The 23,936-nt window shown below is 61.4% G+C and carries 18 protein-coding genes; 13 read left to right on the top strand and 5 right to left on the bottom strand.

The features are described from left to right. The first annotated feature begins 24 nt into the window (after positions 1–24). From DW136_RS01305 to DW136_RS01295, 3 genes are read left to right on the top strand one after another with little or no spacing between them, the layout of a single operon-like run. Entirely contained in the window at positions 25–1,401 is a 1,377-nt protein-coding gene (locus DW136_RS01305; protein ID WP_233539761.1) for an L-aspartate oxidase, read from the top strand. A 3-nt stretch (positions 1,402–1,404) separates the two neighbouring features. Continuing rightward, complete coding sequence (gene nadC, locus DW136_RS01300) at positions 1,405–2,265, top strand: carboxylating nicotinate-nucleotide diphosphorylase (RefSeq protein WP_118256336.1); 861 nt, start codon at positions 1,405–1,407, stop codon at positions 2,263–2,265. Continuing rightward, positions 2,265–2,810, top strand: coding sequence for a transcription repressor NadR (locus DW136_RS01295; protein WP_089573639.1), 546 nt, complete (start codon positions 2,265–2,267; stop codon positions 2,808–2,810). Before nadC ends, DW136_RS01295 begins: the two co-directional genes overlap by 1 nt. Before the next feature lie 204 nt (positions 2,811–3,014). Here DW136_RS01295 and DW136_RS01290 read toward each other — a convergent pair whose 3' ends face one another. Then, positions 3,015–3,200 (bottom strand): DUF362 domain-containing protein, encoded by a 186-nt coding sequence (locus tag DW136_RS01290; protein WP_006235216.1) that lies wholly within the window; start codon positions 3,198–3,200, stop codon positions 3,015–3,017. 658 nt (positions 3,201–3,858) lie between these two features. Between DW136_RS01290 and dnaK the strand changes: the two genes are divergently transcribed. The 5 genes from dnaK to DW136_RS01265 all read left to right on the top strand — a co-directional run bounded on the left by dnaK (position 3,859) and on the right by DW136_RS01265 (position 10,748). After that, a complete protein-coding gene (gene dnaK, locus DW136_RS01285; RefSeq protein ID WP_117564548.1) occupies positions 3,859–5,751 on the top strand; it encodes a molecular chaperone DnaK in 1,893 nt (630 codons plus the stop codon). Between the two features lie 2 nt (positions 5,752–5,753). Beyond that, positions 5,754–6,596, top strand: coding sequence for a nucleotide exchange factor GrpE (locus DW136_RS01280; RefSeq protein ID WP_118288913.1), 843 nt, complete (start codon positions 5,754–5,756; stop codon positions 6,594–6,596). A 108-nt stretch (positions 6,597–6,704) separates the two neighbouring features. Next, positions 6,705–7,670, top strand: a complete 966-nt coding sequence (locus DW136_RS01275) for a DnaJ C-terminal domain-containing protein (protein WP_118288912.1) — start codon at positions 6,705–6,707, stop codon at positions 7,668–7,670. Positions 7,671–7,742: 72 nt separating this feature from the next. Further along, complete coding sequence (locus DW136_RS01270) at positions 7,743–8,159, top strand: heat shock protein transcriptional repressor HspR (protein ID WP_117634482.1); 417 nt, start codon at positions 7,743–7,745, stop codon at positions 8,157–8,159. Between the two features lie 288 nt (positions 8,160–8,447). After that, on the top strand, positions 8,448–10,748 hold the full coding sequence (locus tag DW136_RS01265; protein WP_118288911.1) for a hydratase: 2,301 nt from the start codon (positions 8,448–8,450) through the stop codon (positions 10,746–10,748). Between the two features lie 272 nt (positions 10,749–11,020). On the opposite strand, the gene DW136_RS01260 is transcribed toward DW136_RS01265, so the two are convergent. Further along, complete coding sequence (locus tag DW136_RS01260) at positions 11,021–11,689, bottom strand: hypothetical protein (protein WP_117583635.1); 669 nt, start codon at positions 11,687–11,689, stop codon at positions 11,021–11,023. Between the two features lie 234 nt (positions 11,690–11,923). On the opposite strand from DW136_RS01260, the gene DW136_RS01255 reads away from it, so the two are divergent. The 4 genes from DW136_RS01255 to DW136_RS01240 all read left to right on the top strand — a co-directional run bounded on the left by DW136_RS01255 (position 11,924) and on the right by DW136_RS01240 (position 17,346). After that, positions 11,924–12,595: a hypothetical protein gene (locus tag DW136_RS01255; RefSeq protein WP_147325196.1), complete on the top strand. Its 672-nt coding sequence runs from the start codon at positions 11,924–11,926 to the stop codon at positions 12,593–12,595. Positions 12,596–12,881: 286 nt separating this feature from the next. Continuing rightward, positions 12,882–15,509: an ATP-dependent chaperone ClpB gene (clpB, locus tag DW136_RS01250; RefSeq protein WP_055310051.1), complete on the top strand. Its 2,628-nt coding sequence runs from the start codon at positions 12,882–12,884 to the stop codon at positions 15,507–15,509. A 132-nt stretch (positions 15,510–15,641) separates the two neighbouring features. Next, positions 15,642–15,836 carry a hypothetical protein gene (locus DW136_RS01245; RefSeq protein ID WP_233546507.1) on the top strand — a complete coding sequence of 65 codons (195 nt, stop codon included), beginning with the start codon at positions 15,642–15,644 and terminating at the stop codon, positions 15,834–15,836. 157 nt (positions 15,837–15,993) lie between these two features. Next, positions 15,994–17,346: an ATP-binding protein gene (locus tag DW136_RS01240; RefSeq protein WP_118288909.1), complete on the top strand. Its 1,353-nt coding sequence runs from the start codon at positions 15,994–15,996 to the stop codon at positions 17,344–17,346. 73 nt (positions 17,347–17,419) lie between these two features. Here DW136_RS01240 and DW136_RS01235 read toward each other — a convergent pair whose 3' ends face one another. The 3 genes from DW136_RS01235 to DW136_RS01225 all read right to left on the bottom strand — a co-directional run bounded on the left by DW136_RS01235 (position 17,420) and on the right by DW136_RS01225 (position 20,886). Next, entirely contained in the window at positions 17,420–18,916 is a 1,497-nt protein-coding gene (locus tag DW136_RS01235) for a hypothetical protein (RefSeq protein WP_118288908.1), read from the bottom strand. Positions 18,917–19,152: 236 nt separating this feature from the next. Continuing rightward, positions 19,153–20,160, bottom strand: a complete 1,008-nt coding sequence (locus DW136_RS01230; RefSeq protein WP_117759084.1) for a DUF5692 family protein — start codon at positions 20,158–20,160, stop codon at positions 19,153–19,155. Between the two features lie 63 nt (positions 20,161–20,223). Beyond that, positions 20,224–20,886 carry a TetR/AcrR family transcriptional regulator gene (locus tag DW136_RS01225; RefSeq protein ID WP_117583630.1) on the bottom strand — a complete coding sequence of 221 codons (663 nt, stop codon included), beginning with the start codon at positions 20,884–20,886 and terminating at the stop codon, positions 20,224–20,226. 189 nt (positions 20,887–21,075) lie between these two features. Here DW136_RS01225 and DW136_RS01220 point away from each other — a divergent pair, with 189 nt between their 5' ends. Next, entirely contained in the window at positions 21,076–23,853 is a 2,778-nt protein-coding gene (locus DW136_RS01220) for an FAD-dependent oxidoreductase (RefSeq protein ID WP_199580126.1), read from the top strand. The last annotated feature ends 83 nt before the right edge of the window (positions 23,854–23,936 follow it).

Here is a 23,936-nt window from a genome sequence, read left to right as displayed (position 1 = left end):
CACATTACAAGGGAGAGGATTCCTGTGGAAACCAAACAATACCCCGACATGGAGTGCGACGTCGTCATTGCCGGCTGTGGCGTGGCGGGCCTGTACGCGGCTCTCAACCTGCCGACGAGCACGCGCGTGATCATGCTCTCCAAGGGCGCTGTCGACGAGTGCGATTCGATGCTCGCGCAGGGCGGCATCTGCGTACTGCCCGAGGGCTCGGACTACGATGCCTTCTTTGAGGACACCATGCACGCCGGCCACTACGAGAATCGCCGCGAGAGCGTCGACATCATGATCCGTTCGAGCCGTTCGGTCATCAACGATCTGCTAGCGATGGGCGTGGATTTTGAGCGCAAGGCCGACGGCAGCCTCAACTTTACCCGCGAGGGTGCGCACAGCCGTCCGCGTATTGCCTTCCATGCCGACATTACGGGCAAGGAGATCACGACCAAGCTGCTCCAGGCCGTTCGCAAGCTGGATAACGTGCAGATTTTGGAGCACGTGGCCATGACCGACATCCTGACGGGCGAGCGTGACGGCGTCACGGTGTGTGTCGGTGTCGTCGCCGTTTCCGTGGACGAGGACAACTCGGTTCGTCCCGCCGACGAGCTGGCAAATGCCGCCGAGGGCGTGCATGCCGGCGAGCCGTTTAAGATTCATGCCCGCCGCACGCTGTGGGCGACAGGCGGTATCGGCGGCGTGTACGACCATTCGACTAACTACCCGCAGCTCACCGGTGACGCCTGCTACATCGCGCAGGAGCACGGCATCACGATGGAGCACCTGGACTACGTGCAGATCCACCCCACGGGACTGTTCTCGCCGCAGCCGGGCCGCACCTTCCTGATCAGCGAGAGCTGCCGCGGCGAAGGCGCGATTCTGCTCAATGCCGCCGGCGAGCGCTTTACCGACGAGCTGCAGCCGCGCGATGTTGTCGCCGCCGCTATTCGCGAGCAGATGAAGCAGGACGGCACCGAGCACGAGTGGCTGAGCTTTGCCCCCGTCGAGCGCGACGTGGTGACCGGGCACTTTGCCAACATCCGCGCGCGCTGTCTGGAGGACGGTCGCGACATCTTGGACGAGCCCATTCCCGTTACGCCCACGCAGCACTACTTTATGGGCGGCGTGTGGGTCGACAAGGACGGCCGCACCTCGATGCCCGAGCTCTACGCCGCTGGCGAGACGGCCTGCAACGGTGTTCACGGCAAGAATCGTCTAGCTTCCAACAGCCTGCTCGAGTCCCTAGTTTGGGGCCGCCGCGCTGCTTGGCGTATGCGCACCGGCGAGTCGCTGACCGTGGAGCAGGCCGGTGAGCCCGCGCTTGACGGACGTCACCGCGCCCTGAGCGCCGAGACCCTTGCAATCGATGATTTGGCCCGTGCTGCCGGCACACAGGCCGTGGAGGAGTAGACCATGAATCCCATTACCATGAAGCTCGTCGTCGATGATCTGATTTTGCAGGCTCTGCGCGAGGACATCACGTTTGAGGACGTGAGTACGGCGAGCGTGTGCCCCACGGCGCGCCCCGCTACCGTTGAGCTCATCGCCAAGGCCGATGGCATTATCGCCGGCCTGGACGTATTCGCTCGCACCTTTGAGCTGCTGGATCCGCAGAGCTCCGTGTTGTTCGATGTTTCGGATGGCGACGAGGTGCATGCCGGCGACCATGTGGGTCAGGTGCGGGGCGATGCGCGCGTGCTGCTTTCGGGTGAGCGCGTGGCGCTCAACTACCTGCAGCGCATGAGCGGCATCGCTACCTACACGCACAGCATGGCCGCGGCGCTCGAGGGAACCAAGACCGTGCTCGTCGACACGCGCAAGACCACGCCGGGCATGCGCGTCTTCGAGAAGGCCGCGGTCGAGATCGGCGGCGGCAGCAACCACCGTTACAACCTGTCGACGGCCGTCATGCTCAAGGACAACCACATCGACGCCGCCGGCGGCGTGATGCGTGCGATCGAGATGGCGCGCGCCCATGCATCGTTTACCACGACGGTCGAGATCGAGTGCGAGAACCTGGACATGGTGCGCGAGGCCGTGGAAGCCGGCGCCGACATCATCATGTTCGACAACATGACCCACGACGACATGGCTGCCGCGATTGAGCTTATCGATGGCCGCGCCAAGACCGAGTGCTCGGGCAACGTGGACGCCAGCAACATTCGCGCCCTGGCCGATCTGGGTGTCGACTATATTAGCTCGGGCGCCCTGACGCACTCTGCGCCGATCCTCGACCTCTCGCTTAAGCACCTGCGTCTGCTGGACGGTAAATAATGAACGCCCGCGAGCGTCGCCGTGCCATCATGGGCGTGCTTGAAGGAGCCAAGGAGCCCGTTTCGGGCAGCGCACTTGCCCGCGAGGTTGGCGTGAGCCGTCAGGTCGTGGTTCAGGATATTGCCCTGTTGCGTGCCGATGGGCACGATATCGTGGCGACCAACCGCGGCTACGTGCTGCAGGAAGCCGCGAGTAGCCCCGCCGTGCCCACGCGTCTTGTTAAGGTGCGCCACGGCGTGGAGCAGGCGGGCGACGAGCTTACGAGTATCGTCGACGCGGGTGGCGCCGTGCTCAACGTGATCGTCAACCATCGTGTGTACGGCAAGATCACGGCCGACCTGGACATCCGCAATCGTCGCGATGTTGAGCGCTACCTGCACGATATCGAGAGCGGCAAGAGCTTTCCACTACTAACGGTGACGAGCGGCTACCACTTCCATCGCATCGCGGCGGAGGACGAGCAGACCCTCGACGAGATCGAGGCCATACTCAAGGAGAAGGGCTACCTTGCCGATTTAATGCCCTACGAGGATGATTTGTCCTAACCCGATACTGTCTATATAAGTTGCGGTGAAATAGTTCCTACAATCGGCACCTAAGCAATGAGCCAGGAACTATTCCACCGCAACTGCCAAGGTAGCCCCGTCCCCAATTAGCTGCCTGTACAAACAAAAGGAGGCCTCCGCGGCGATGCGGAAGCCTCCTTTTTTGTGCACGGTGTACTTTTGAGTGTGCAAGTGGGGGAGTTGTTACTCCTCGACGATCTCGGTGATCGCGCCAGCGGGGCAAGCGTCCTGGCAAGCGCCACAGGCGACGCAGGAGTCCTCGTCGGCGACGGTAGCGACGTCCTGGAGCTCCAGAACGCCAGCGGGGCAGGAGTCGACGCAAACGCCACAAGCGATGCACTCGTCGGCATCAATTACGGGATGAGCCATGGTAGTTTCCTCTCTGTTGACCGACGCTACAGGCGATGCGCGCCGGTTTGATTCGGGCAAAAACATACCACGGGAGCGACCGTTTGCAATACCCTCTGGCCGGCATCTTCATACCGTTCGCCGAGTATGCCAAGGTTTACTAAAAAACGCGCAGGTGGGGCCGTTGAGCTGCGCAAATGTTAGCTATAGGTGACTTGTAATATTGACCTATTGAGCGCGCCTGCGGAAAGGGCATCCCGTTATTTGGCCGAAAACCGGGTCGCAGTTTCCGGTTGGGCCCGCTAGCGGAAACTGCGACCCGGTATCAGCTCTCAAAACGGGATACGGTTTCCGGTTGAGCCTTCAGACGGAAACTGCGACCCGGAATCTACGCTCAAACCGGGATGCGCTTGCCGCAAGACGGCCCCCAGGCACCCCCGGACGCAAACCTCAGCCATCTCTACATAGATCTCAATAGATTTGCCGAGAACTCATTCAGCGCATCTACCTGCGCATTTAAGAACCTAAACTCTCAACAATAAGAAATCTTATATGAATTGACTTAGATTTTGTATATTCCGGCCCATAAGGGGATACACTACATCCTGAAAGACAAGCCGAAGCGCCGCGCGACAGATCGTCGAGGCGGCGCGAACGCAAAAGAGAGAGGGAATTTCTAATGAGTAAGATTCTTGGTATCGACCTTGGTACTACTAACTCCGCAATGGCCGTCCTCGAGGGCGGTTCTCCGACCATTATCGTGAACGCCGAGGGCGACCGCACCACCCCGTCTGTCGTGGGCTTCCGTGCTGACGGCGACCGCGTCGTGGGTAAGGCCGCTAAGAACCAGGCGGTCACCAACCCCAAGAACACCGTGTTCTCCATCAAGCGCTTCATGGGCCGCAAGTACTCCGAGTGCACCTCCGAGATCAAGACCGTGCCGTATGAGGTCAAGGAGGGCCAGGGTGGCCGTGCCGTCGTCGATATCGAGGGCAAGGATTATACCGCCGAGCAGGTGAGCGCCATGACGCTCGCAAAGATGAAGGCCGACGCCGAGAAGTATCTGGGCGAGACCGTCACCGACGCCGTCATCACCGTCCCGGCCTACTTCAACGACGCCCAGCGTCAGGCCACCAAGGACGCCGGCAAGATCGCCGGCCTCAACGTCAAGCGTATCGTCAACGAGCCGACCGCTGCTGCTCTGGCCTATGGCCTGGACAAGCAGGGCACCGACCAGCGCATTCTGGTCTTCGACCTGGGCGGCGGCACCTTCGACGTCTCCATCCTCGACCTCGCTGACGGCGTGTTTGAGGTTCTGTCCACCTCGGGCGACAACCACCTGGGCGGCGACGACTGGGATCAGCGCGTCATCGACTGGATGGCCGATAAGTTCCAGCAGGAGAACGGTGTCGACCTGCGTCAGGACCCCATGGCCCTGCAGCGTCTGAAGGAGGCCGCCGAGAACGCCAAGAAGGAGCTCTCCGCAGCCCAGCAGTCCACCATCAACCTGCCGTTCATCACCATGAACCAGTCTGGCCCGCTGCACCTCAACTACACGCTGACCCGCGCCGAGTTCGAGAAGATCACCCGCGACCTGCTCGAGCGCTGCAAGCAGCCTGTCACCAACGCCCTGCGCGACGCCAAGCTTAAGCTCTCCGATCTGACCGAGGTCATCCTCGTCGGCGGCTCCACCCGTATGCCCGCCGTCCAGGATCTGGTCAAGACCATGACCGGCAAGCAGCCCAACATGTCCGTGAACCCCGACGAGGTCGTTGCCGACGGCGCTGCCGTCCAGGGCGGCGTGCTCACCGGCGACGTCGAGGGCATCCTGCTGCTCGACGTTACCCCGCTGTCGCTGGGCGTCGAGACCATGGGCGGCATCATGACCAAGATGATCGACCGCAACACCACGATCCCGACCTCCAAGACCGAGGTCTACTCCACCGCTGCCGACAACCAGACCAGCGTCGAGATCAACGTGCTCCAGGGCGAGCGCGAGCTTGCCCGCGATAACAAGTCGCTCGGTAAGTTCCAGCTGACCGGTATCCCGGCTGCCCGCCGCGGTGTGCCGCAGATCGAGGTCACCTTCGACATCGACGCCAACGGCATCGTCAAGGTCTCTGCTAAGGACAAGGGCACCGGCAAGGAGCAGCAGATCACCATTTCCGGCTCCACCGCGCTTTCCGACGACGAAGTCGATCGCATGGTCAAGGACGCCGAGGCTCATGCCGAGGAGGACAAGAAGCAGAAGGAAGAGGTCGAGGTCCGCAACCAGACCGACAGCCTGTGCTACTCCACCGAGCAGACCCTCAACGAGCTGGGCGACAAGGTTTCCGCCGATGTGAAGTCCAAGGCCGAGGCCGCTATCGCCGACGCCAAGAAGGCGCTCGAGGGCTCTGACGTCGAGGCCATCAAGGCCGCTGGCGAATCCCTGCAGTCCGTAGCCTACGAGCTGGCTCAGGTTGTCTACGCCGACGCTCAGCAGCAGACCGACGGCGCCGCCGGTGCCCAGCCTGCCGACGATGACGTTGTCGACGCCGACTACGAGGTTGTGGACGACGAGGACAAGTAATCATGTCCGCCCGTAAAGCTCGCACGGAGGCGGCTGCCGCTGGCGCCGCCCCCGTTGACTCTGAGGAGAAGGACGTGAAGATTCCCGTAGAGGCCGCAGACGTTACCGAGGCCAACGAGGCCCCGGCCGCCGAGGCTGCCGAGAACCAGGTAGAGGATTCCAACAAGGAGGCGACGATGACCGAGGACGAGATGGTGGAAGCCGCTATCCGCGCCGGTGAGGAAGCCGCCGACAACGACTTTAAGCTCAAGTTCGAGCAGGCCCAGAAGGAGCTTGCCGACGTGCGCAGTGAGCTCGATGCTGCGGCAGAGGCCCAGAAGGCCGCCGAGGACAAGGCGAAGGACGCTACCGAGCGAACCGCCCGTCTGCAGGCCGACTGGGAGAACTTCCGTCGCCGCACCGCCAACGAGCGCATCGCCGAGCGCGAGCGCGCGACCGAGAAGCTTGTCACCGCGCTGTTGCCGGTGATCGACGATATCGAGCGCGCGATCGACCATGCCCGCAGCCAAGAGCTTTCCGACGACTTTAAACAGTTCGTCGATGGCGTTGACGCGGTACATGCCAAGCTGCTCGATGTGTTTGCGCACGAGGGCGTTGAGCCCATCGACCCCAAGGGCGAGGCGTTCGATCCGCTCGAGCACCAGGCTGTGGGCCGCGTCGAGGACGCATCGCAGTACGACGAGACCGTCAACGATGTGTACCAGAAGGGCTACCGCATGGCGGATCGCATCCTGCGTTCCGCGATGGTGACGGTGACCTACGGTGGCGAGAAGCGCCCCGCACCGGAGCCCGAAGCGGCGCCCGAGGATGCTACGGTCGATACGGCCGAGAGCACCGAGGAGTAATTGAGAAGGGCCCCGGGGCAACACCCGGGGCCCTTTCTGGCCAAGTGCCATATGACAGCATGAGCCGCCGTCCGCAGGGGCGGCGGATGTAACAGGAGAGGAGCTACGATGGCTGCAGGCAAAACCTTCTATGACATCCTGGGCGTATCCAAGAGCGCCTCCGACAAAGAGATCAAGAGCGCGTTTCGCAAGCTCGCGCAAAAATATCACCCCGATGCCGGCGGCGACGAGGCCAAGTTTAAGGAGATCAGCGAGGCCTACGAGACGCTTTCGGACGAGAAGAAGCGCAAAGAGTACGACCAGATGCTCATGTTTGGCGGCATGCCGGGCGCGGGTGGCGCGTATGGCGGCGGTTACGGTGCCGGCGCGGGCGCCAGCGGCTGGGGCGACATCTTCGACAGCATCTTTAGCGGCAACGGCGCCTGGGGCAGCGATTGGGGCTCGGGCTTTGCCGGGGCTGCGGGTAATGCCGGTGCCGGCGCGGGTCGCAGCCGCGCGCGCAAGGGCGGCGACTTGTCGCTGACCGTCGATGTGACGGCCGAGGACGCGTTTCGCGGCGTGACGCACAAGGTCACCTATCGCATTCCCTCGACGGGCGAGCAGCAGACCATTACGGTCTCGGTGCCCGCGGGCGCGGTCGACGGCGGCAAACTACGCTACAAGCGTCGCGGCGAGTACGGCGTTGCCGGCGGCGAGCGCGGCGACCTGGTCGTGACCACGCACGTGGAGGAGCATCCGCTGTTTAAGCGCAAAGGTGCCGACGTGACCATGGAGGTGCCGGTCTCTGTCTATGAGGCGGCGCTCGGCTGCACGGTGGACGTGCCGACGCCCGGCGGTGCGACGGTTCGTCTGAAGGTGCCCGCGGGTACCCAGACGGGCAAGAAGTTCCGCTTTAAGGAGATGGGCGCGCCCGACGTTAAGCACCGTGGCCGTACGGGCGCGCTGCTCGTCGAGATCAAGGTGCAGGTTCCCACGAACCTGTCCGATGACGAGCGCGATGCCATGGCCAAGCTGCGCGAGGCCGACACGCGCGACTACCGCGAGAAGGTCAACCGTTACAAGGCGACATACTAGGGCGGTCGTGGCGCACGCCCGCGCCCGCGGGCTTATGATGGGCGATAACGAGACGGAAAGGGGTCAGGTAGCATGGCCGAGGACAATAGGAACAAACCGCTGTACATGATCAGCGTGGCGGCCGAGCTGACCGGCATGCACCCGCAGACCCTGCGCGTCTACGAGTCCAAGGGCCTGGTGAACCCCCAGCGCTCGGGCGGCAACACGCGTCTGTATTCGCGTGCCGATATCGAGCGCCTGGAGCTCATCAACCAGCTGACCGACGAGGGCATCAACCTCGCCGGCGTGGTACGCATTCTCGATATGAAAGAGCGTGCCGAGGAGCGCGAGCGCGAAAACGAGAAGCTCCGCGCCCGCGTGCGCCAGCTCGAGGACGAGCTGCACGAGTACAAGATGCAGAAGAAGATCACCGCCCTGGCCCCGCGCGATGGCTCGGTCAACCCCGAGCAAGTTATGCGCAAGCTGCTAGGTACGGGTGGCGACGTATAGTTCCGCCGGCGCTGCCGGGCACTCATTGGGGACAGACTTAAATGAGTGCCCACAGAATGAGAGTGGATAATCTCCCGTTTTCGGCCTATGTGCAGGCTCAAAGTGGGAGATTATCCACTCTCGTCATTTGAGCGTCTAAGTCTGCCTCCTCGGCACTCAACTCGTCCTGTGCTTTACCGAGATAAAGTGAACGTGCAGATTCGTAACCCACTCGCAACTGTTCTATGGCACGATATTGAATGAATGTATGCTATGCGCCCAAATCTCTTGGGCAGAGTGGGAGACAGTATGGTCAAGCTGTACGAGGACGGCGTCTACCTGCGCGGCGGCAGCGAGGTTGTGCCTGCGGCCGAGGCTGCTGAGCGCGGTATTACGCAGACGCCCGAGGATGCCAAGCGCGGCACCATCGCGTATTCGATCCTTCAGGCACACAATACGTCCGGCGACCCCGAGGCGCTCAAGATTCGCTTCGACGCCATGGCGAGCCACGACATCACCTTCGTCGGCATCATCCAGACGGCGCGTGCCTCGGGCATGGAGCAGTTCCCGCTGCCCTACGTGCTTACCAACTGCCATAACTCGCTGTCCGCTGTGGGCGGCACTATCAACGAGGACGACCACGTCTTTGGCCTCTCCGCTGCCAAAAAGTACGGCGGCATCTTCGTTCCGCCGCACATCGCGGTCATCCACTCCTTTATGCGCGAGAACTTCGCCGGCTGCGGCAAGATGATCTTGGGCTCCGACTCGCACACCCGCTACGGCGCCCTGGGCACCATGGCTGTGGGCGAGGGCGGCGGCGAGCTGGCAAAGCAGCTGCTGCGCGACACCTACGACGTCGCCTATCCCGGCGTTGTGGCCATCTACCTCACGGGCGCCCCGCGTCCCGGCGTCGGCCCGCACGACGTTGCGCTTGCCATCATCCGCGCCGTCTTTGCCAAGGGCTACGTTAAGAACAAGGTCATGGAGTTTGTGGGCCCCGGCATCGCGAGCATGACGACCGATTACCGCAACGGCGTCGACGTCATGACCACCGAGACCACCTGCCTTTCCTCCATCTGGGCCACCGACGAGGACACTCACGCATTCCTGACCATGCACGGCCGCGGCGACGATTACCGCGAGCTCAAGCCCGCCGATGTCGCCTACTACGACGGCTGCGTCGAGGTCGACCTGTCGAGCATCAAGCCCATGATCGCCCTGCCGTTCCATCCTTCCAACGGCTTTGAGATTGACGAGCTCAACGAGAACCTCGAGGATATTCTGCACGAGGTGGAGCTCGAGGCCGCCAAGATCGGTGAGGGCAAGACGCACTTTAGCCTGCTCGACAAGATCGTCGACGGCAAGCTGCACGTGCAGCAGGGCGTTATCGCCGGCTGCTCGGGCGGCAACTACGACTCCGTGGTCCAGGCTGCCCGTGTGCTCAAGGGCGCCAACACCGGCTGCGGTGAGTTCTCGCTGTCGGTCTATCCCACGAGCCAGCCCGTGGCACTCGAGCTTACACGCCGCGGCTATATCTACGACCTTATGGAGGCCGGCGCGATCGTGCGCACGGCGTTCTGCGGTCCGTGCTTTGGCGCCGGCGACACGCCTGCCAACAACGGCTTGTCCATCCGCCACACCACGCGCAACTTCCCCAACCGCGAGGGTTCCAAGCCGGGCAATGGCCAGCTGAGCGCTGTGGCCCTGATGGACGCCCGCTCCATTGCGGCGACCGCGGCCAACGGCGGCGTGCTCACCCCGGCGACCGACCTGCCCGAGGAGACTTGGGACGAGGCCTGCGAGTACGCCTTCGACGACGCTCCCTACAAGAAGCGCGTGTACTGGGGCTTCGGCAAGGCTGCGCCGGCCGACGAGCTGGTCGAGGGCCCCAACATCAAGCCGTGGCCCGCGATGGAGCCGCTCGGCGACGATATCCTGCTCAAGGTGTGCTCCAAGATCATGGACCCGGTCACCACGACCGACGAGCTCATTCCCTCGGGCGAGACGAGCTCCTTCCGCTCCAACCCGCTGGGTCTGGCCGAGTTTACGCTGAGCCGTCGCGATCCGGCCTACGTGGGCCGCTCCAAGGAGGTCGACGCTGTGGAGAAGCGTCGTGTGGCCGGCGAGGCCGCGGGCGACCTAGCGGCGCTCGATGCCGAGCTTGCGGGCGTGTTTGAGGCGCTGACCGGCGCGGGTGTCGCGGCCGACGCCAAGGCGACCGAGTACGGCTCCATGCTCTATGCCAAGAAGCCCGGTGACGGCTCTGCCCGCGAGCAGGCCGCGAGCTGCCAGCGCGTGATCGGCGGCCTGGCCAACATCGTCCACGAGTACGCCACCAAGCGCTATCGCTCCAACGTGATGAACTGGGGCATGGTGCCCTTCCAGATGGAGGCGGAGCCCAACTTTGAGGTGGGCGACTACGTCTTCGTGCCGGGGATTCGCACTGCGCTCGATGGCGACCTAAAGGGCATCGCTGCCTACGTGGTGCGCGCCGACGGTGCGGTCGAGCAGATTGAGCTCTATATTGCCGATATGACGGCAGAGGAGCGTGCCATCGTCAAGGCCGGCTGCCTGATCAACTACAACAAGTTCAAGGCCGCTGCCGAGTAGCGCACTTAATTGTCCGCCCGGGGCTTACCCTTTCCCGCCCGCTCACGCGCTTCGCGAGGGCCGCGTTCGGGAAAGGGTAAGCCCCGGGCTACATTTCTGCGTTCTCGTTGGGTCTTGAGGGACGCTAATAAATAGACTTGCTTGATGCCGCCTCTGTTATCGGGGCGGCTTCTTTTTGTTGAAAACCACCACAAAGGGGGCAGGCACCTTTGTGGTGGTGGGGACGAGCTCGATGCTGTTGTGATCGTTGAGCGGCATGTTAATGGGCGGCTCTACAGAATTTCATCTGGGCTGGCGGGTTTGGTTGTTTTGGGGATGCCGAGTTTGGATGACGCGAAATCGTCAACATTGTCCTTAATTCCGTCTTTGGTGTAGACAGTGACCATATAGGTGCTGTGTCCGAATTCGCCCTTGTCGCGTGTTGCCCAGGCATCCCAGTAGGCGGCCCCGTTTCGCCCTTTGATTTTTCCGACACGGCGGAGTTCTGTTCGCTTTAATTTCTGGTTGCTATAGATGGTTCGACCGGCCTCCTCGGTGAGCCCGCACTGTCCAAGCATCTTGTCGAGGACTTGGTTCATGTGGCGCTCATCGGTGTTTGGTGCGTAGTCGTAGGCGAGGGTGATGAAGTCGAGTGGCTGGTCGTCGATTAGATAGTTTAGCGTCTGAGGTCCAAGGCAGAAATAGGGGGAGCATCCGTCGATCTGACCGAGCAGTGGCAACTTTGACTGCCAACTTCCGGTGGGAATTCCATCTTCGTAAAACACGCCGCGACAGATAAAGGAGAGCGAGGTGGCACGCGAGCCGGCGTCGACCATTCCGCATAAATCGAAGGGCGAGGTGATACCAAGGGAAAAGGGCGTGATGACGATAAGGAAGAGCATCACGATGGGTATGGCGAGAATGGCGATGACGTTGCGACCGGTGGAATGAGGCGGCTTCATATGCGCTCCTCGAGACAAAGATCTGTTGAGGATGGGCAGAAATAGATATGTTCAGAGAACAATTCAAGTTTAATCTCATGGCGCGAGATGGTCGACCGTTAGCGTCTAAAACCACCACAAAGGTGCCTGTCCCCTTTGTGGTGGTGAGGAGCGCGCGGCTTCTTTTGGTAATAGTGCTGGCTGGCGATATCATTAGTGCAGGTAGCGAAGGTTTGCGTTGCGAGGTGCTTTGCTGTGAGAAGTCCTGCCCGTATTGGATTGATTGTTTTGGCGCTTGCGATTGCCGTGGTTGGCGTGGGCACTGTCGGCATGGCGTTTCTACCTGCTGCGGTGACGGAGCCGGTGGTCAAGCCTGTGACTCAATCTGTCGAACTTCTGACCGGCGACGACAAGCCCGAGACCATTACCGTTGATTTTGATGAGCAACCGGCTGCGCTGGGCATTAGTAATTATCCACATATTCAGCTTGGGGCTATGCGCTATACCACGGATTCTAGTCTGATCGACAGGGCGTCCGAGCTGCTCAAGGGCAAAACCTTTAAGCGCTGGTATGGATATGCGTCCTATCGGGCAAAAGCGAACGACATGGTTGGCGGATGCCACTCTTCCATCGAGCTGGACACTGCAAACGGCGCAAAGTTATGTGATGTCTCGTACGATCCGGGCTACGAGGGCAATGAGGGGCCGGGCATCTACATCATGGACGGCGATGTCGCCTATGTCATGGAGGGCGACCAGACCGAGCTCAACGATTTTATGGGTCAGTGTATCCAAGATGCCTATAAACAGACCTGCTTGCCTGACCCGCAGACTGCACGCGATAGTGGGTCTGCCCGTACATGGCTGTTCGAGGATGAGATGCCCTGGACCGTCGAATCGGGAAGTACGGGTTCGGCGAAGGAGTAGAGACCGCGACCACCACAAAGGTGCCTGTCCTCTTTGTGGTGGTTTTCGGTCTGTCTCGATCTGTAACATCTAGGATCAAAAATGGCTGCTAGATGTTACAGATCGAGACGGTAGCGCGCCTGGGCAGCGGCGGGCTGACATCTCAGTACCCTATCCGTAATTCACTCAGAAAATCTTATATATAGAGACTTAGATTTGTGTATAAGATCGCGTAAAGCTGGCAACAATACTTCTCGAACAACGTGAAGCCGCCCCGTAGGGCGGCCACCCCAAGAGAGGTGATTCCATGAGAATCGATAAGCTAGCAATGACGTCGCGCGAGGCGCTGCAGACCGCTATGAGCACGGCTGCCGATGCGCAGGCCGGTGCGGTGGAGCCGATTCACCTGCTGTCCGCCCTGCTCGGTGCCGGTGAGCGCAATATCTCCGTGATCATCGAGCGCATCGGTGCCGACCCGGCCCAGCTCGCACGCTCCACACAAGATGCCATCGACCACGCGCCCAAGGTTTCGGGCGAGGGTCAGCAGATGGGCCTGTCCAACGAGCTCGTCCGCGTTATCGAAAAGGCCGAGAAGAAGGCCACCAAGATGGGCGACAGCTTTGTGGTGACCGAGCATCTGCTGATGGCACTTGCCGAGGACAAGGGCGAGGCGGGCCGCGTGCTGCGCGATGCCGGCGTGACCAAGGAACGCATCGAGCAGGTCTACGAGGAGCTGCGCGGCGATGACCGCGTGACGTCTGCCGAGGACAAGACGCAGTTTGAGGCGCTGGAGCAGTACGGTCGCAACATCTGCGACCTTGCCCGCGCCGGCAAGCTCGACCCGGTCATCGGCCGTACCGACGAGATTCGCCGTACTATTCAGGTCCTGTCCCGTCGTACCAAGAACAACCCCGTGCTCATCGGCGAGCCGGGCGTCGGTAAAACTGCTATCGTCGAGGGCATCGCCCAGCGTATCGTGGCCGGCGACGTGCCGAGCACCCTGCGCGACCGCGACCTTATCGAGCTCGACATGAGCGCGCTGGTCGCTGGCGCCAAGTATCGCGGCGAGTTCGAGGACCGCTTAAAGGCCGTGCTCAAGGAAGTGCAAAAATCGGAAGGTAAGGTCATCCTGTTCATCGATGAGCTCCACACCATCGTGGGCGCGGGTGCCACCGAGGGCTCCATGGATGCCGGCAACATCCTCAAGCCGGCGCTCGCCCGTGGCGACCTGCATGCGATTGGCGCGACCACGCTCGACGAATACCGCAAGTACATCGAGAAGGACGCGGCGCTCGCCCGTCGTTTCCAGACCGTTATGGTGAGCGAGCCTACCGTCGAGGACACCATCTCGATCCTGCGTGGCCTCAAGGAGAAGTACGAGATCTTCCACGGCGTGCATATCACCGATAGCGCGCTCGTGGCCGCCGCCGACCTCTCCGATCGCTACATCGCCGACCGCTTCCTGCCCGACAAGGCCATCGACCTGGTCGATGAGGCCGCAAGCCGCCTGCGCATGGAGCTCGACAGCATGCCGGTCGAGATTGACGCCACCACGCGCCAGCTCACCCAGCTGCAGATCGAGGAACAGGCGCTCATGAAGGAGACCGACGACGCCTCCAAGGAGCGTCTGGAGGCCCTGCGCCAGGAGATCGCCGAGGTCCAGGAAAAGCTCAACGTGCAAAAGGCCGGCTGGCTCAACCAGAAGAACGCCATCGACCACGTGCAGGAGCTTAAGGGACAGCTTGACGAGGCCAAGAGCGAAGAGGAGCGCGCGACGCGCAACGGCGACCTGGGCCGTGCGTCCGAGCTTCGCTACTCCGTGATTCCTGGTCTGCAGCAGCAGATTCAGGATTCCGAGGCCGCGCTCGAGGCACAAAAGCAGCAGGACGGCGAGGGCCTCAACGAGCAGGTGACCTCCGATGAGATCGCCGAGGTCGTGAGCGCCTGGACCGGCGTGCCCGTGTCCAAGATGATGCAGGGCGAGCTCGACAAGTTGAAGGGCTTGGAGGGCGAGCTGCATAAGCGCGTCATCGGTCAGGACGAGGCCGTCTCCGCTGTGGCCGCGGCCGTGCGTCGCAGCCGTGCGGGTCTCTCCGACCCGGACAAGCCCATCGGCAGTTTCTTCTTCCTGGGTCCCACCGGCGTGGGCAAGACCGAGCTCGCCAAGGCGCTGGCCGAGTGCCTGTTCGATGACGAGCGCGCGCTCGTGCGTATCGACATGTCCGAGTACATGGAGAAGTTCAGCGTCCAGCGTCTGATCGGTGCGCCTCCGGGATACGTGGGCTATGACGAGGGCGGCCAGCTCACCGAGGCCGTGCGCCGTCGTCCGTACTCCGTGATCTTGCTCGACGAGATGGAGAAGGCTCATCCGGATGTCTTTAACGTGCTGTTGCAGGTGCTTGACGACGGCCGTCTGACCGATGGCCAGGGTCGCCAGGTGTCCTTCAAGAACACGATTATCATCATGACGTCTAACGTGGGCTCCAAGGCCATCGCCGATCTGTCCGGTAAGGACGAGGAGGAGATGCGCCATCAGGTCGACGCCGCCATGGCTCAGACCTTCCGCCCCGAGTTCCTCAACCGTATCGACGATATCGTGGTGTTCCATCCGCTCGGCATGGCGCAGATCGAGAAGATCGTCGACATCCAGCTTGCCGACGTCCGCGCGCGTCTGGCCAAGGAGCGCATGACGCTTGCCATCACCCCGGCGGCCAAGCAGATGCTCGCCGTGGGTGGCTTGGACCCCGTGTTCGGTGCCCGTCCGCTCAAGCGCCTGGTCCAGCGCGAGGTCGTGGACGCCATCGCCGCCGCTATCATCGACGGCACGGTGCGCGAGGGCGATCAGGTGACGGTCGATGTCGACAAGGACGGCGGCTTTACCGTCGTGTGCGACAACACGCCGGCGGCCACCTACGAGGTGCCCGACGCCGAGTAGATTTATGGGGCATGCCTTAAAATCTACCAGCCGTCTCTAAACGCCAAGGGCGGAGGATCCAATTGGGTCCGCCGCCCTTTTTCGTGCGACAATCGATGATGCTGAACGGATGCGATGCAAGGAGCTATGCAGATGAAAGACGAGATCAAGACAAGCGCGCCGGCGACCGATGCCGCGTCCGCCGCACCCAAGCCTGCGCCTAAGCCGGCACCCAAGCCGCGCGACCCCTACATCCGTGCCGAGAACGAGGACGACGACGGCTACGATCCCTACAGCGATCGCCGCCCCGAGCGCGAGCCAATGTTCGAAGCTGACCCCTGGCGTTAAGTAGCTAATTTGGTGTCGTGGGCTGCTAGTCTTGGACCTTGATGCTCGGTAACAGTAAAACTTGATTTTCTATTAATCAAGTTGCACGTAATCTTGCTCTCTAGCTAATCAAGAATCGGTATAATTTTGATTAGCTAGAGAGCAAGATTGGAGAATCATGGCATTCAACGACTTGATCGCCCAGAAAATAAAGGACTTTGAACAGCAGGGGGTTCCACAGGTCTTTGAGCGAGACCTTGATCTGGGAAACCCACAGGAGCCAAAGCGCGACAACATCGTAAATGTGGTTGTGGGGGCCCGCCGTTGTGGAAAGACGTATCGCCTGTATCAGGAGATGCAGCGGCTTCGGGGCCGGGGCGTCGAGCTTGACCGGATGCTTTACTTTAATTTTGAGGACGAGCGCTTGCGCCCGTATGAGCCATCGCTGCTGGCGGACGTGCTCGACACGTTCTATGCGCTGCATCCTACTGCTCGAACCGAGGGCGCTTACATTTTCTTTGACGAGATCCAGGAAATTCCCGAATGGGGTGCGTTTCTGCGGCGTGTAGTCGATACGGAGAAAACGACCGTCTATGTGACGGGATCTTCTTCTAAGATGCTGTCCTCAGAACTTAAGAGCGAGTTCAGGGGTCGTTCTCTTATACGAGAGCTTTTTCCGTTGAGTTTTTCGGAATACGTTCGATATAAGACGGGGAGCGTTTTCGAGCCAGATGCGACCTTTTCCCCAAGCGATGCAGCGCTGCTTCGACATCATCTGATCGGATATCTTGAACGAGGGGGATTCATCGCGACGCTTGAGCAGACGCCCGCAGACGCGATTCAGCTGCTACAGGAATATGCTTCGCGAACGGTCGCTATGGACGTCGTTGAGCGTTACGACGTCAAGAACCCTCGCCTGGCATCGCTGTTCCTAACGCGGTGTATGGCATCTTCGGGACGAGAGCTGTCGGTGAACAAAGTGTACAACGAGTTCAAGAGCAGGCAGATACCCGTCAGTCGTAATTCGCTCAGCGACTTACTTGAGTATTATGAGGATGCCTACCTGCTGTTCTCCGTGCCGGAGTTCACGCGTTCACTGGCAAATAACATGCGGTCTGCGTCTAAGGTCTACGCTGTCGATCCCGCGATGTTTGGAGCATTCTCTCCCGCATCGGTATTGGACCAGGGCCAGAGGCTCGAGACCGCAGTGTTCAACGCGCTAAGAAGAAGGACTCCCGCGGTGAGGATCGGATCGGTCTGCCGCCTGCTGATCAAAGAGAAGAGCAAAAGCCATGAGGTGGACTTTGTGGCTGGGGACGCACTTCTCATGCGGGCTTATAGCCTGATCCAGGTTAGTGTGGATATGGCAAGTGAGAAAACGCGCGAGCGCGAAATTGCCGCGCTTGATGCCTCGATGGCCCAGTTCGATCTTGGCGAGTCAGCAATCGTTACCATGGATGAGCAGGCCGATATTCCATGCGAACACGGTGTGGTACACGTTGTTCCCGCATGGAAGTGGCTCCTTGCCTAATCATCTACGGATCTGTGGGGCCAGGACCTCCTGGCCCCTTCATCACGGTTGGGGAGCACCATGATGCGCCTGGCTAGTCCTGGGCCTTGATGCTCGGCATCAGAATCTGGGCGAGGTAGTCGGTCTCGAGTTTGGTCGCGGCGTCTGCGTTGCCGTCTTTGCCAACCAGGTCGTTCTTGATCTGGCTATACGTATAGCGGTTGCCGGTCGTAAGCTCGACAAGCTCAATGGCCGTGTCCATGGGGTAGGTTGACACGGGATTCTGGGTGCGCCCGTTGATAGTCTGGGGCACCACGTACGGATAGACGGGGCCGCTGGCATAGACGGTATAACCGTTGCCCAGGCTGACCGTGCCCAAAACCGTATCGCCCTCATCGGGCGTAAAGGTCTCGCCATCGCGCACGGCGACGAGCGTCATGAGCGGCGTATTGGCGTCGTCGCCCAGATAGATGCATAGCGTGCTGCCGTTTTGCCAAGTTGCGACCTTGCCGTACCACTCGACGGGAATATCGAGCTGGTAGAGGTCGGTTGCCTTGTGGCGAGCGTCAGCATCACGGGATGCCTGTGCCTTTTGCGCGCTCACGGCATTGACGGCGGCGTCGCGCCGCGCGGTTGCTGCCTGCTGGAGCACTTTGGCAGCCGCGGCGGAGCTCGCACCGCCCTCCTCGGCATACTTGGCGGCGGCATCGATTTGATCGTCAGTCACCGTGTCGGCCGAAGGCACCTTGAGCTTAAAGGTGGCCTGGGCACTTAAATCCTGTCCATCGCTCTTAACGGTGACCTGCGTCTTGGTGGTCGGGACGGTATAGATGGTGCCGTCGGCCGCGATGGGGGAGGCAGCGATGGAGAGCGTGTAATCGCCGGGCAGCAGTTTGATGCCGCGGCCGTGCTCGTCAACATAGAGCGTTTCGCTCACGGAGGAGCCATCAGCGTCTTGACCGCTCACCTGTACGGGAATCTTGGAGCCGGTGGAACAGTCGAGGCCCGCGGCATGCACGCCAATCTGCACTGACATCATCGTGTGGGCATTGGCGGCGACAGCGGCAGCCTGCTCTTGCTGATATCCGTTCCAGGCAGCATAGCCTGCACCGCCGGCGACGAGCGCGACGGCCACGACACCGGCGACCATCAGATTGCGGCGCTTGGGCGACATCTTGCGATGGCGAACCTCGGCTTCGTGTGCCGAGGGAACGGACGGCAGGGGAATATCGCCCATGGCGATGGTCTCGTCTACGGCTGGTGCGGAACCCAGGCCAGGAAGCTCGCGGGTCAGCGAATCCTCGGCCGGCAAGCTGTCGAGCAAGACGGTTTCCTCGCCCGTGTCGGATCCGGGCTGGTCGTCGGCCTCGCTTTCGGTGTCTTCGTGATCTGCCTCATCTTCGGCAGGCTCAACATCGTCTGCATCCTGATCATCGGACTGCGCCTCGGCTTCCGGCTCATCCTGCACATCAACGCCCGAATCGTCAAACGCAATCTCATCGAGTGAAATTCGGTCTAAGCTCTCCAAGGCCTCAGCGCAAGCTTCTGCATCTTGGGCCGCATCCTCTTGACCCATCGTCTCATCTTTCATATATCCCCCAAGCTCAATATCGGGACAACACTGTACCCAAAAACGGGAGCCCATAGAGCCGCCGTATGATTTGAAATCCGATTTTATATATGCGCATGTTTTTGAATAGATGAATAAGACGCAACGACAAAAGCCCCCGGAAAGCGAGTGAAACGCTTTCCGGGGGCTCTGCGAGACATTGGATTGAAAATCCTGGCGGGCGGGCCTATGCTCAAGTGCCAACAGCGACCAGCACGTTACTCGGCGTGCGCGTAATCAACCTTGGCGCGGCGAGCGGTAGCCTTCTCCCAATCGCTGGTGCCCTCAAAGACATCCTGCTTGTAGGGGTTGCGGCCGAGCTTCTTGGCGCGGTAGGCGATGTAGATGATCGCGGCGACGTTGGCGACCAGTGCGGCAATCGAGACCGCGGTAGCGGCGCCGGGGTCGAGCGTGGAGTGGGTCACAAAGATGGACTCTTCCTGGAAGTAGGGGAACACCTGGGCAAACATGCACCAAATGGCCAGCGTAAAGGCACGGTTCTGGATCCAGCCGCCCTTGTTCCAGATAAAGGCGGCGACGGTGGGCGCCAGCAGCAGCGCAAAGCCGCAGAACCAGGAGTGGGTGGGCAGGCAGTTGTAGGTGTAGCAGAAGTTCCAGATGTCGTAGGCGATGATGTAGACCCAGGTCATGTCGGGCCACAGCATGTCGGTCTGATCCTCGGAGGCGTAGACGCTCCACCAACCGGTCATGCAGAAGATGTTGATGATACCGGCGATGCCGTTGAACACGTTGTTCCAGCCGGCAAGCTGCGTGGCGCCCTCGGAGGTGACCCAGGTGGACTCGCCCAGGACAAAGAAGTGATAGGCGCTCTCGAAGTCGGATACGACGGCGATCATGATGTTGATGGCAACGATCACAAACGGCCACGCGCGGAACCAATGCGCCTTGCCGATCTTGCCCCACTGGTACTTAATGGCAATGAAGCCCCAGCAACCGGCCAGCGCCGCGTATACCTTGGCGTAGTGGAACCAGCTGTTCTGGTACACATGGGTGGGGTTGGTGAGCGCCCACTCGGCACCCTGTGAGACGCCGATGGCGATAGCGACGCAGTAGATGGTCATGGCCAGCGGAGCCACGCCAAAGATGATGGCCGCGCCCAGCTTGGTGCGGCGGCCGACCTCGTTGAGCACGATCAGGCCAATAAAGACCATGGCCCAGCCGGCCCAGTGGATAAGGGTATTGCTACCCCAAACATCGAACAGCATGCTGCTCTCCTTTCACAAGCCCGCGGCCCCTCTTCTGATCGCGGGCAGTTTGGCCAAATGTCGTCAGTTCTGGGGCTTGCGCTCCTGATACTTGGCGGTATAGCCCTCGATATGGAGCGTCGAGGCGATGATTTCCTTGACTGTCTCGTCGGGCACATCGGGGTGCGTGCGGATATACATCAGCAGCCCCATGATGAGGGTGTAGAACGTCTCGTAGACATGGTCGATGCGTAGCTCGTGATGGGCGACAAAATCCACCACGGTGGTATCGCAGATATACTGCGCCACGCGCTGGACCACGTTATGCAAAAAGCCGCCGTAGAGCGCGCCGCTGCTCGAGGTGAGCGTGCTCGGCAACTCGTGGCCGCTCACGACCAGGCGCTTAAAGAGCGGAGCAACGGTGTCGAGTGCGCCTTCGATGTCGCCAACCGTGCGGCTGGCGTTCCACTGCTCGAGCTCGGCGATAAAGCCGTCGATTGCCTCGTCCATAACGGCGGTGACGGCGGCATCCATATCGGCAAAGTAGTGGTAGAACAGCGAACGCGTGCAGCCAGCCCGCTTGGTCACGGCCGATACCGAAAGATGGGACACACCAAGCTCGGCGCTCACGGCGCGCACAGCGGCGAGGATCTCGCGACGGCGCTCGTCGCCCGTCAGGCGTTTTGCCGCGCTATCGGATGCGGGGACGGCATCGACCACAGAGATATCTGCTGCGTTGTTGCCCATGTTTTGCCGCCTTTCATCCTCTTTTGCCTGACCGTTCGCCTAACAGTCTTGAATATTGTTGACGGTTCGTCAATACTATTTTTGACACAATGTCAACAATGGCGGGTGAAAGGCATGGGGGCATGCCCGGCCTGCAAAAAAAGAGGGGCGCTGCGGTCTCGCCGGGCTGTGGCAAGAGAAGGGACGACTATGATTCTCAACGGACCGGGGATTAGCTATACCGAGCCCGATATCGGCGCGGAGTTCGTGCCGCCGATACCGGAGCATCCGCGCGAGGCCATCGTCAAACTGTGTGAGCACTGCACCAACCGCCTGCTGCACCGCGACGAGCTGCTGGGCTACGAGTACTGGTCGTTTGCCGAGGCCGCAACCGACGAGCAGGCCGAAGTGCTCTGCAAGATGAAGATGCGCCGTCCCTATACGCTGCCCGAGATGGTCAAGCTCACCGGCATGCCCGAAGCCGATATCGAGAAGATGCTCGACGACATGAGCTACACGGGTCTGCTCGAGTACAACTGGGAAAACCCCGAGCGCGCCAAGCAGTGGGTGCTGCCCATGCTGGTGCCGGGTTCTGCCGAGTTCCTCAACATGCGCATGGGTCAGCTCGAGGAGCATCCGGTCTATGCCAAGTTCTTTGAGCAGGCGTCCAAGGGACCGCTGTCCAAGGCCACGCCGATGGTGCCGCCCGGCGGTGCCGGCATCGGCATGCATGTCATTCCGGTCGAGAAGGCCATCGATGCCGCGAGCACCTCGGTGCCGATCGAGCATATCGAGCATTGGCTCGACAAATACGATGGCAAATATGCCGCTAGCACCTGCAGCTGCCGCGCGAGCCGTCGCGTGATGGGAGAGGGCTGCGCCGACGACCCGGCCGATTGGTGCATCGCCGTGGGCGATATGGCCGACTACGTGGTCGAGACCGACCGCGGCCATTATGTGACGCGCGAGGAGGTCTACGACATCCTGCGCCAGGCCGAGGACAACGGCTTTGTGCACCAGATCACCAACATCGACGGTGAGAACAAAATCTTCGCCATCTGCAACTGCAACGTCAACGTGTGCTACGCCCTGCGCACTTCGCAGCTGTTCAACACGCCCAACCTGTCGCGCTCAGCCTATGTCGCCAAGGTCGAGAAAGACAAGTGCGTGGCCTGCGGTCGCTGCGTTGAGGTGTGTCCGGCCGGCGCCGCCAAACTGGGCCAGAAGCTCTGCAGCAAAAAGGCCGGCGGCCGCGTGCCCGAGTATCCGCGCCAGGAGCTGCCCGATGCCACCAAGTGGGATCACACCAAGTGGTCGCCCAACTACCGCAACGACAACCGCATCGAGACGCACGAGTCTGGCACCGCGCCCTGCAAGACGGCTTGCCCCGCTCACGTTGCCGTTCAGGGCTACTTAAAGCTTGCGGCGCAGGGCCGCTGCGACGAGGCTCTGGCGCTCATCAAGCGCGAGAACCCGCTGCCCGCTATCTGCGGCCGTGTGTGCAACCGCCGCTGCGAGGATGCCTGCACCCGCGGCCGTGTGGACGCCGCCGTGGCTATCGACGAGGTCAAGAAGTTTATCGCCCAGCGCGATCTGGATGCCGCGACTCGCTATGTCCCACCTGTGGTGACCCCGACGCGTGCCGGCGGCTTCGACCAGAAGATCGCCATCATCGGCGCCGGTCCGGCCGGTCTGTCCTGCGCCTTCTATCTGGCCGAGAAGGGCTACAAGCCCGTCGTGTTCGAGAAAAACGAGCGCCCGGGCGGCATGCTCACCTACGGCATTCCCAGCTTTAAGCTGCAGAAGGATGTTATCGAGGCCGAGGTCGAGGTCATTCGCCTGATGGGTGCCGAGTTCCGCTATGGCGTGGAAGTCGGCCGCGACGTGACGCTCGACGAGCTGCGCGCGCAGGGCTTTAAGGCCTTCTACGTGGCCATTGGCTGCCAGGGCGGCCGCCTTGCCGGCATTCCGGGCGAGGATGCCGAGGATGTGACCGTGGCCGTCGACTTCCTTCGCGAGGTTAACAGCGGCAAGATCGACGCGCTGCCCGGGCGCACCATCGTGGTGGGCGGCGGCAACGTGGCCATCGACGTCGCGCGCAACGCCTGCCGTCTGGGTTCCGAGCACGTTGAGATGTTCTGCCTGGAGAGCGAGGCCCAGATGCCTGCCAGCGAGGAGGAGCGTCGCGAGGCCATTGAGGACGGCGCGCACATTAGCTGCGGCTGGGGCCCCAAGGAGATTCACCTGGACGAGGCCGGTCGTGTGTGCGGTATCACCTTCAAGCGCTGCACGCGTGTCTTTGACGACGAGGGCCGTTTTGCGCCCGAGTATGACGAGAACGACTTGCGCCGTGTCGATGCCGACCGTGTCGTCATGTCCATTGGCCAGTCCATTGTGTGGGGCGACCTGCTGGCTGGCTCCAAGGTGGAGCTCGGCCGCGGCCAGGGTGCCCTTGCCGATCCGCAGACGTACCAGACCGCCGAGCCCGACATCTTTGTGGGCGGCGACGTCTACACTGGCCCCAGCTTTGCCATCGATGCCATTGCCGCCGGTCACGAGGCCGCGGTGTCCATCCATCGCTTTGTGCAGCCGGGCTCCACGCTCACCATCGGCCGCAACCAGCGCCGCTACACCGCGCTTGACCGCGACGATGTTGTGATTGAGAGCTATGACAACGCAAGCCGCGAGGTGGCACGTGTCGACCGCGAGCGCGAGAAGGCTGCGCCCTTTAGCGAGTACGTCGAGACCTTTACCGAGGAGCAGGTGCGCGCCGAGACCGCTCGCTGCTTGGGCTGCGGTGCCTCGATCGTCGACCCCAACAAGTGCATCGGCTGCGGCCTGTGCACCACCAAGTGCGCGTTTGACGCCATCCATCTGGATCGCGACCGCCCCGAGTGCTCCACGATGGTCAAATACGAGCAAAAGCTCCCCAGCCTCGGCAAGTACGCTTTGAAGCGTGCGATCAAAATCAAATTTGGGAAGAAATAAAAAACGCAACAAACAAGAGAACGGCGTAGAGAACGGTTGGACAGCGAGCGAGTCCCAAGCGTGGCGAGGTGCCTTGAAAGAGG

This window comes from Collinsella sp. AM12-1, assembly GCF_003472325.1.
Taxonomy (GTDB): Bacteria; Actinomycetota; Coriobacteriia; order Coriobacteriales; family Coriobacteriaceae; genus Collinsella.
Note: the sequence above shows the minus strand (reverse complement) of the source record. Positions and strands in the feature narration are given on the sequence as shown.

Excerpts from the sequence above, each read along its gene's own strand:
- DW136_RS01235 (WP_118288908.1), bottom strand. The coding sequence starts at position 18,916 with ATGAAAGATGAGACGATGGGTCAAGAGGATGCGGCCCAAGATGCAGAA.
- DW136_RS01260 (WP_117583635.1), bottom strand. The coding sequence starts at position 11,689 with ATGAAGCCGCCTCATTCCACCGGTCGCAACGTCATCGCCATTCTCGCC.
- DW136_RS01220 (WP_199580126.1), top strand. The coding sequence starts at position 21,076 with ATGATTCTCAACGGACCGGGGATTAGCTATACCGAGCCCGATATCGGC.
- DW136_RS01240 (WP_118288909.1), top strand. The coding sequence starts at position 15,994 with ATGGCATTCAACGACTTGATCGCCCAGAAAATAAAGGACTTTGAACAG.
- DW136_RS01280 (WP_118288913.1), top strand. The coding sequence starts at position 5,754 with ATGTCCGCCCGTAAAGCTCGCACGGAGGCGGCTGCCGCTGGCGCCGCC.
- dnaK (WP_117564548.1), top strand. The coding sequence starts at position 3,859 with ATGAGTAAGATTCTTGGTATCGACCTTGGTACTACTAACTCCGCAATG.
- DW136_RS01295 (WP_089573639.1), top strand. The coding sequence starts at position 2,265 with ATGAACGCCCGCGAGCGTCGCCGTGCCATCATGGGCGTGCTTGAAGGA.
- nadC (WP_118256336.1), top strand. The coding sequence starts at position 1,405 with ATGAATCCCATTACCATGAAGCTCGTCGTCGATGATCTGATTTTGCAG.
- DW136_RS01265 (WP_118288911.1), top strand. The coding sequence starts at position 8,448 with ATGGTCAAGCTGTACGAGGACGGCGTCTACCTGCGCGGCGGCAGCGAG.
- DW136_RS01270 (WP_117634482.1), top strand. The coding sequence starts at position 7,743 with ATGGCCGAGGACAATAGGAACAAACCGCTGTACATGATCAGCGTGGCG.
- DW136_RS01290 (WP_006235216.1), bottom strand. The coding sequence starts at position 3,200 with ATGGCTCATCCCGTAATTGATGCCGACGAGTGCATCGCTTGTGGCGTT.
- clpB (WP_055310051.1), top strand. The coding sequence starts at position 12,882 with ATGAGAATCGATAAGCTAGCAATGACGTCGCGCGAGGCGCTGCAGACC.
- DW136_RS01225 (WP_117583630.1), bottom strand. The coding sequence starts at position 20,886 with ATGGGCAACAACGCAGCAGATATCTCTGTGGTCGATGCCGTCCCCGCA.
- DW136_RS01275 (WP_118288912.1), top strand. The coding sequence starts at position 6,705 with ATGGCTGCAGGCAAAACCTTCTATGACATCCTGGGCGTATCCAAGAGC.
- DW136_RS01230 (WP_117759084.1), bottom strand. The coding sequence starts at position 20,160 with ATGCTGTTCGATGTTTGGGGTAGCAATACCCTTATCCACTGGGCCGGC.
- DW136_RS01245 (WP_233546507.1), top strand. The coding sequence starts at position 15,642 with ATGAAAGACGAGATCAAGACAAGCGCGCCGGCGACCGATGCCGCGTCC.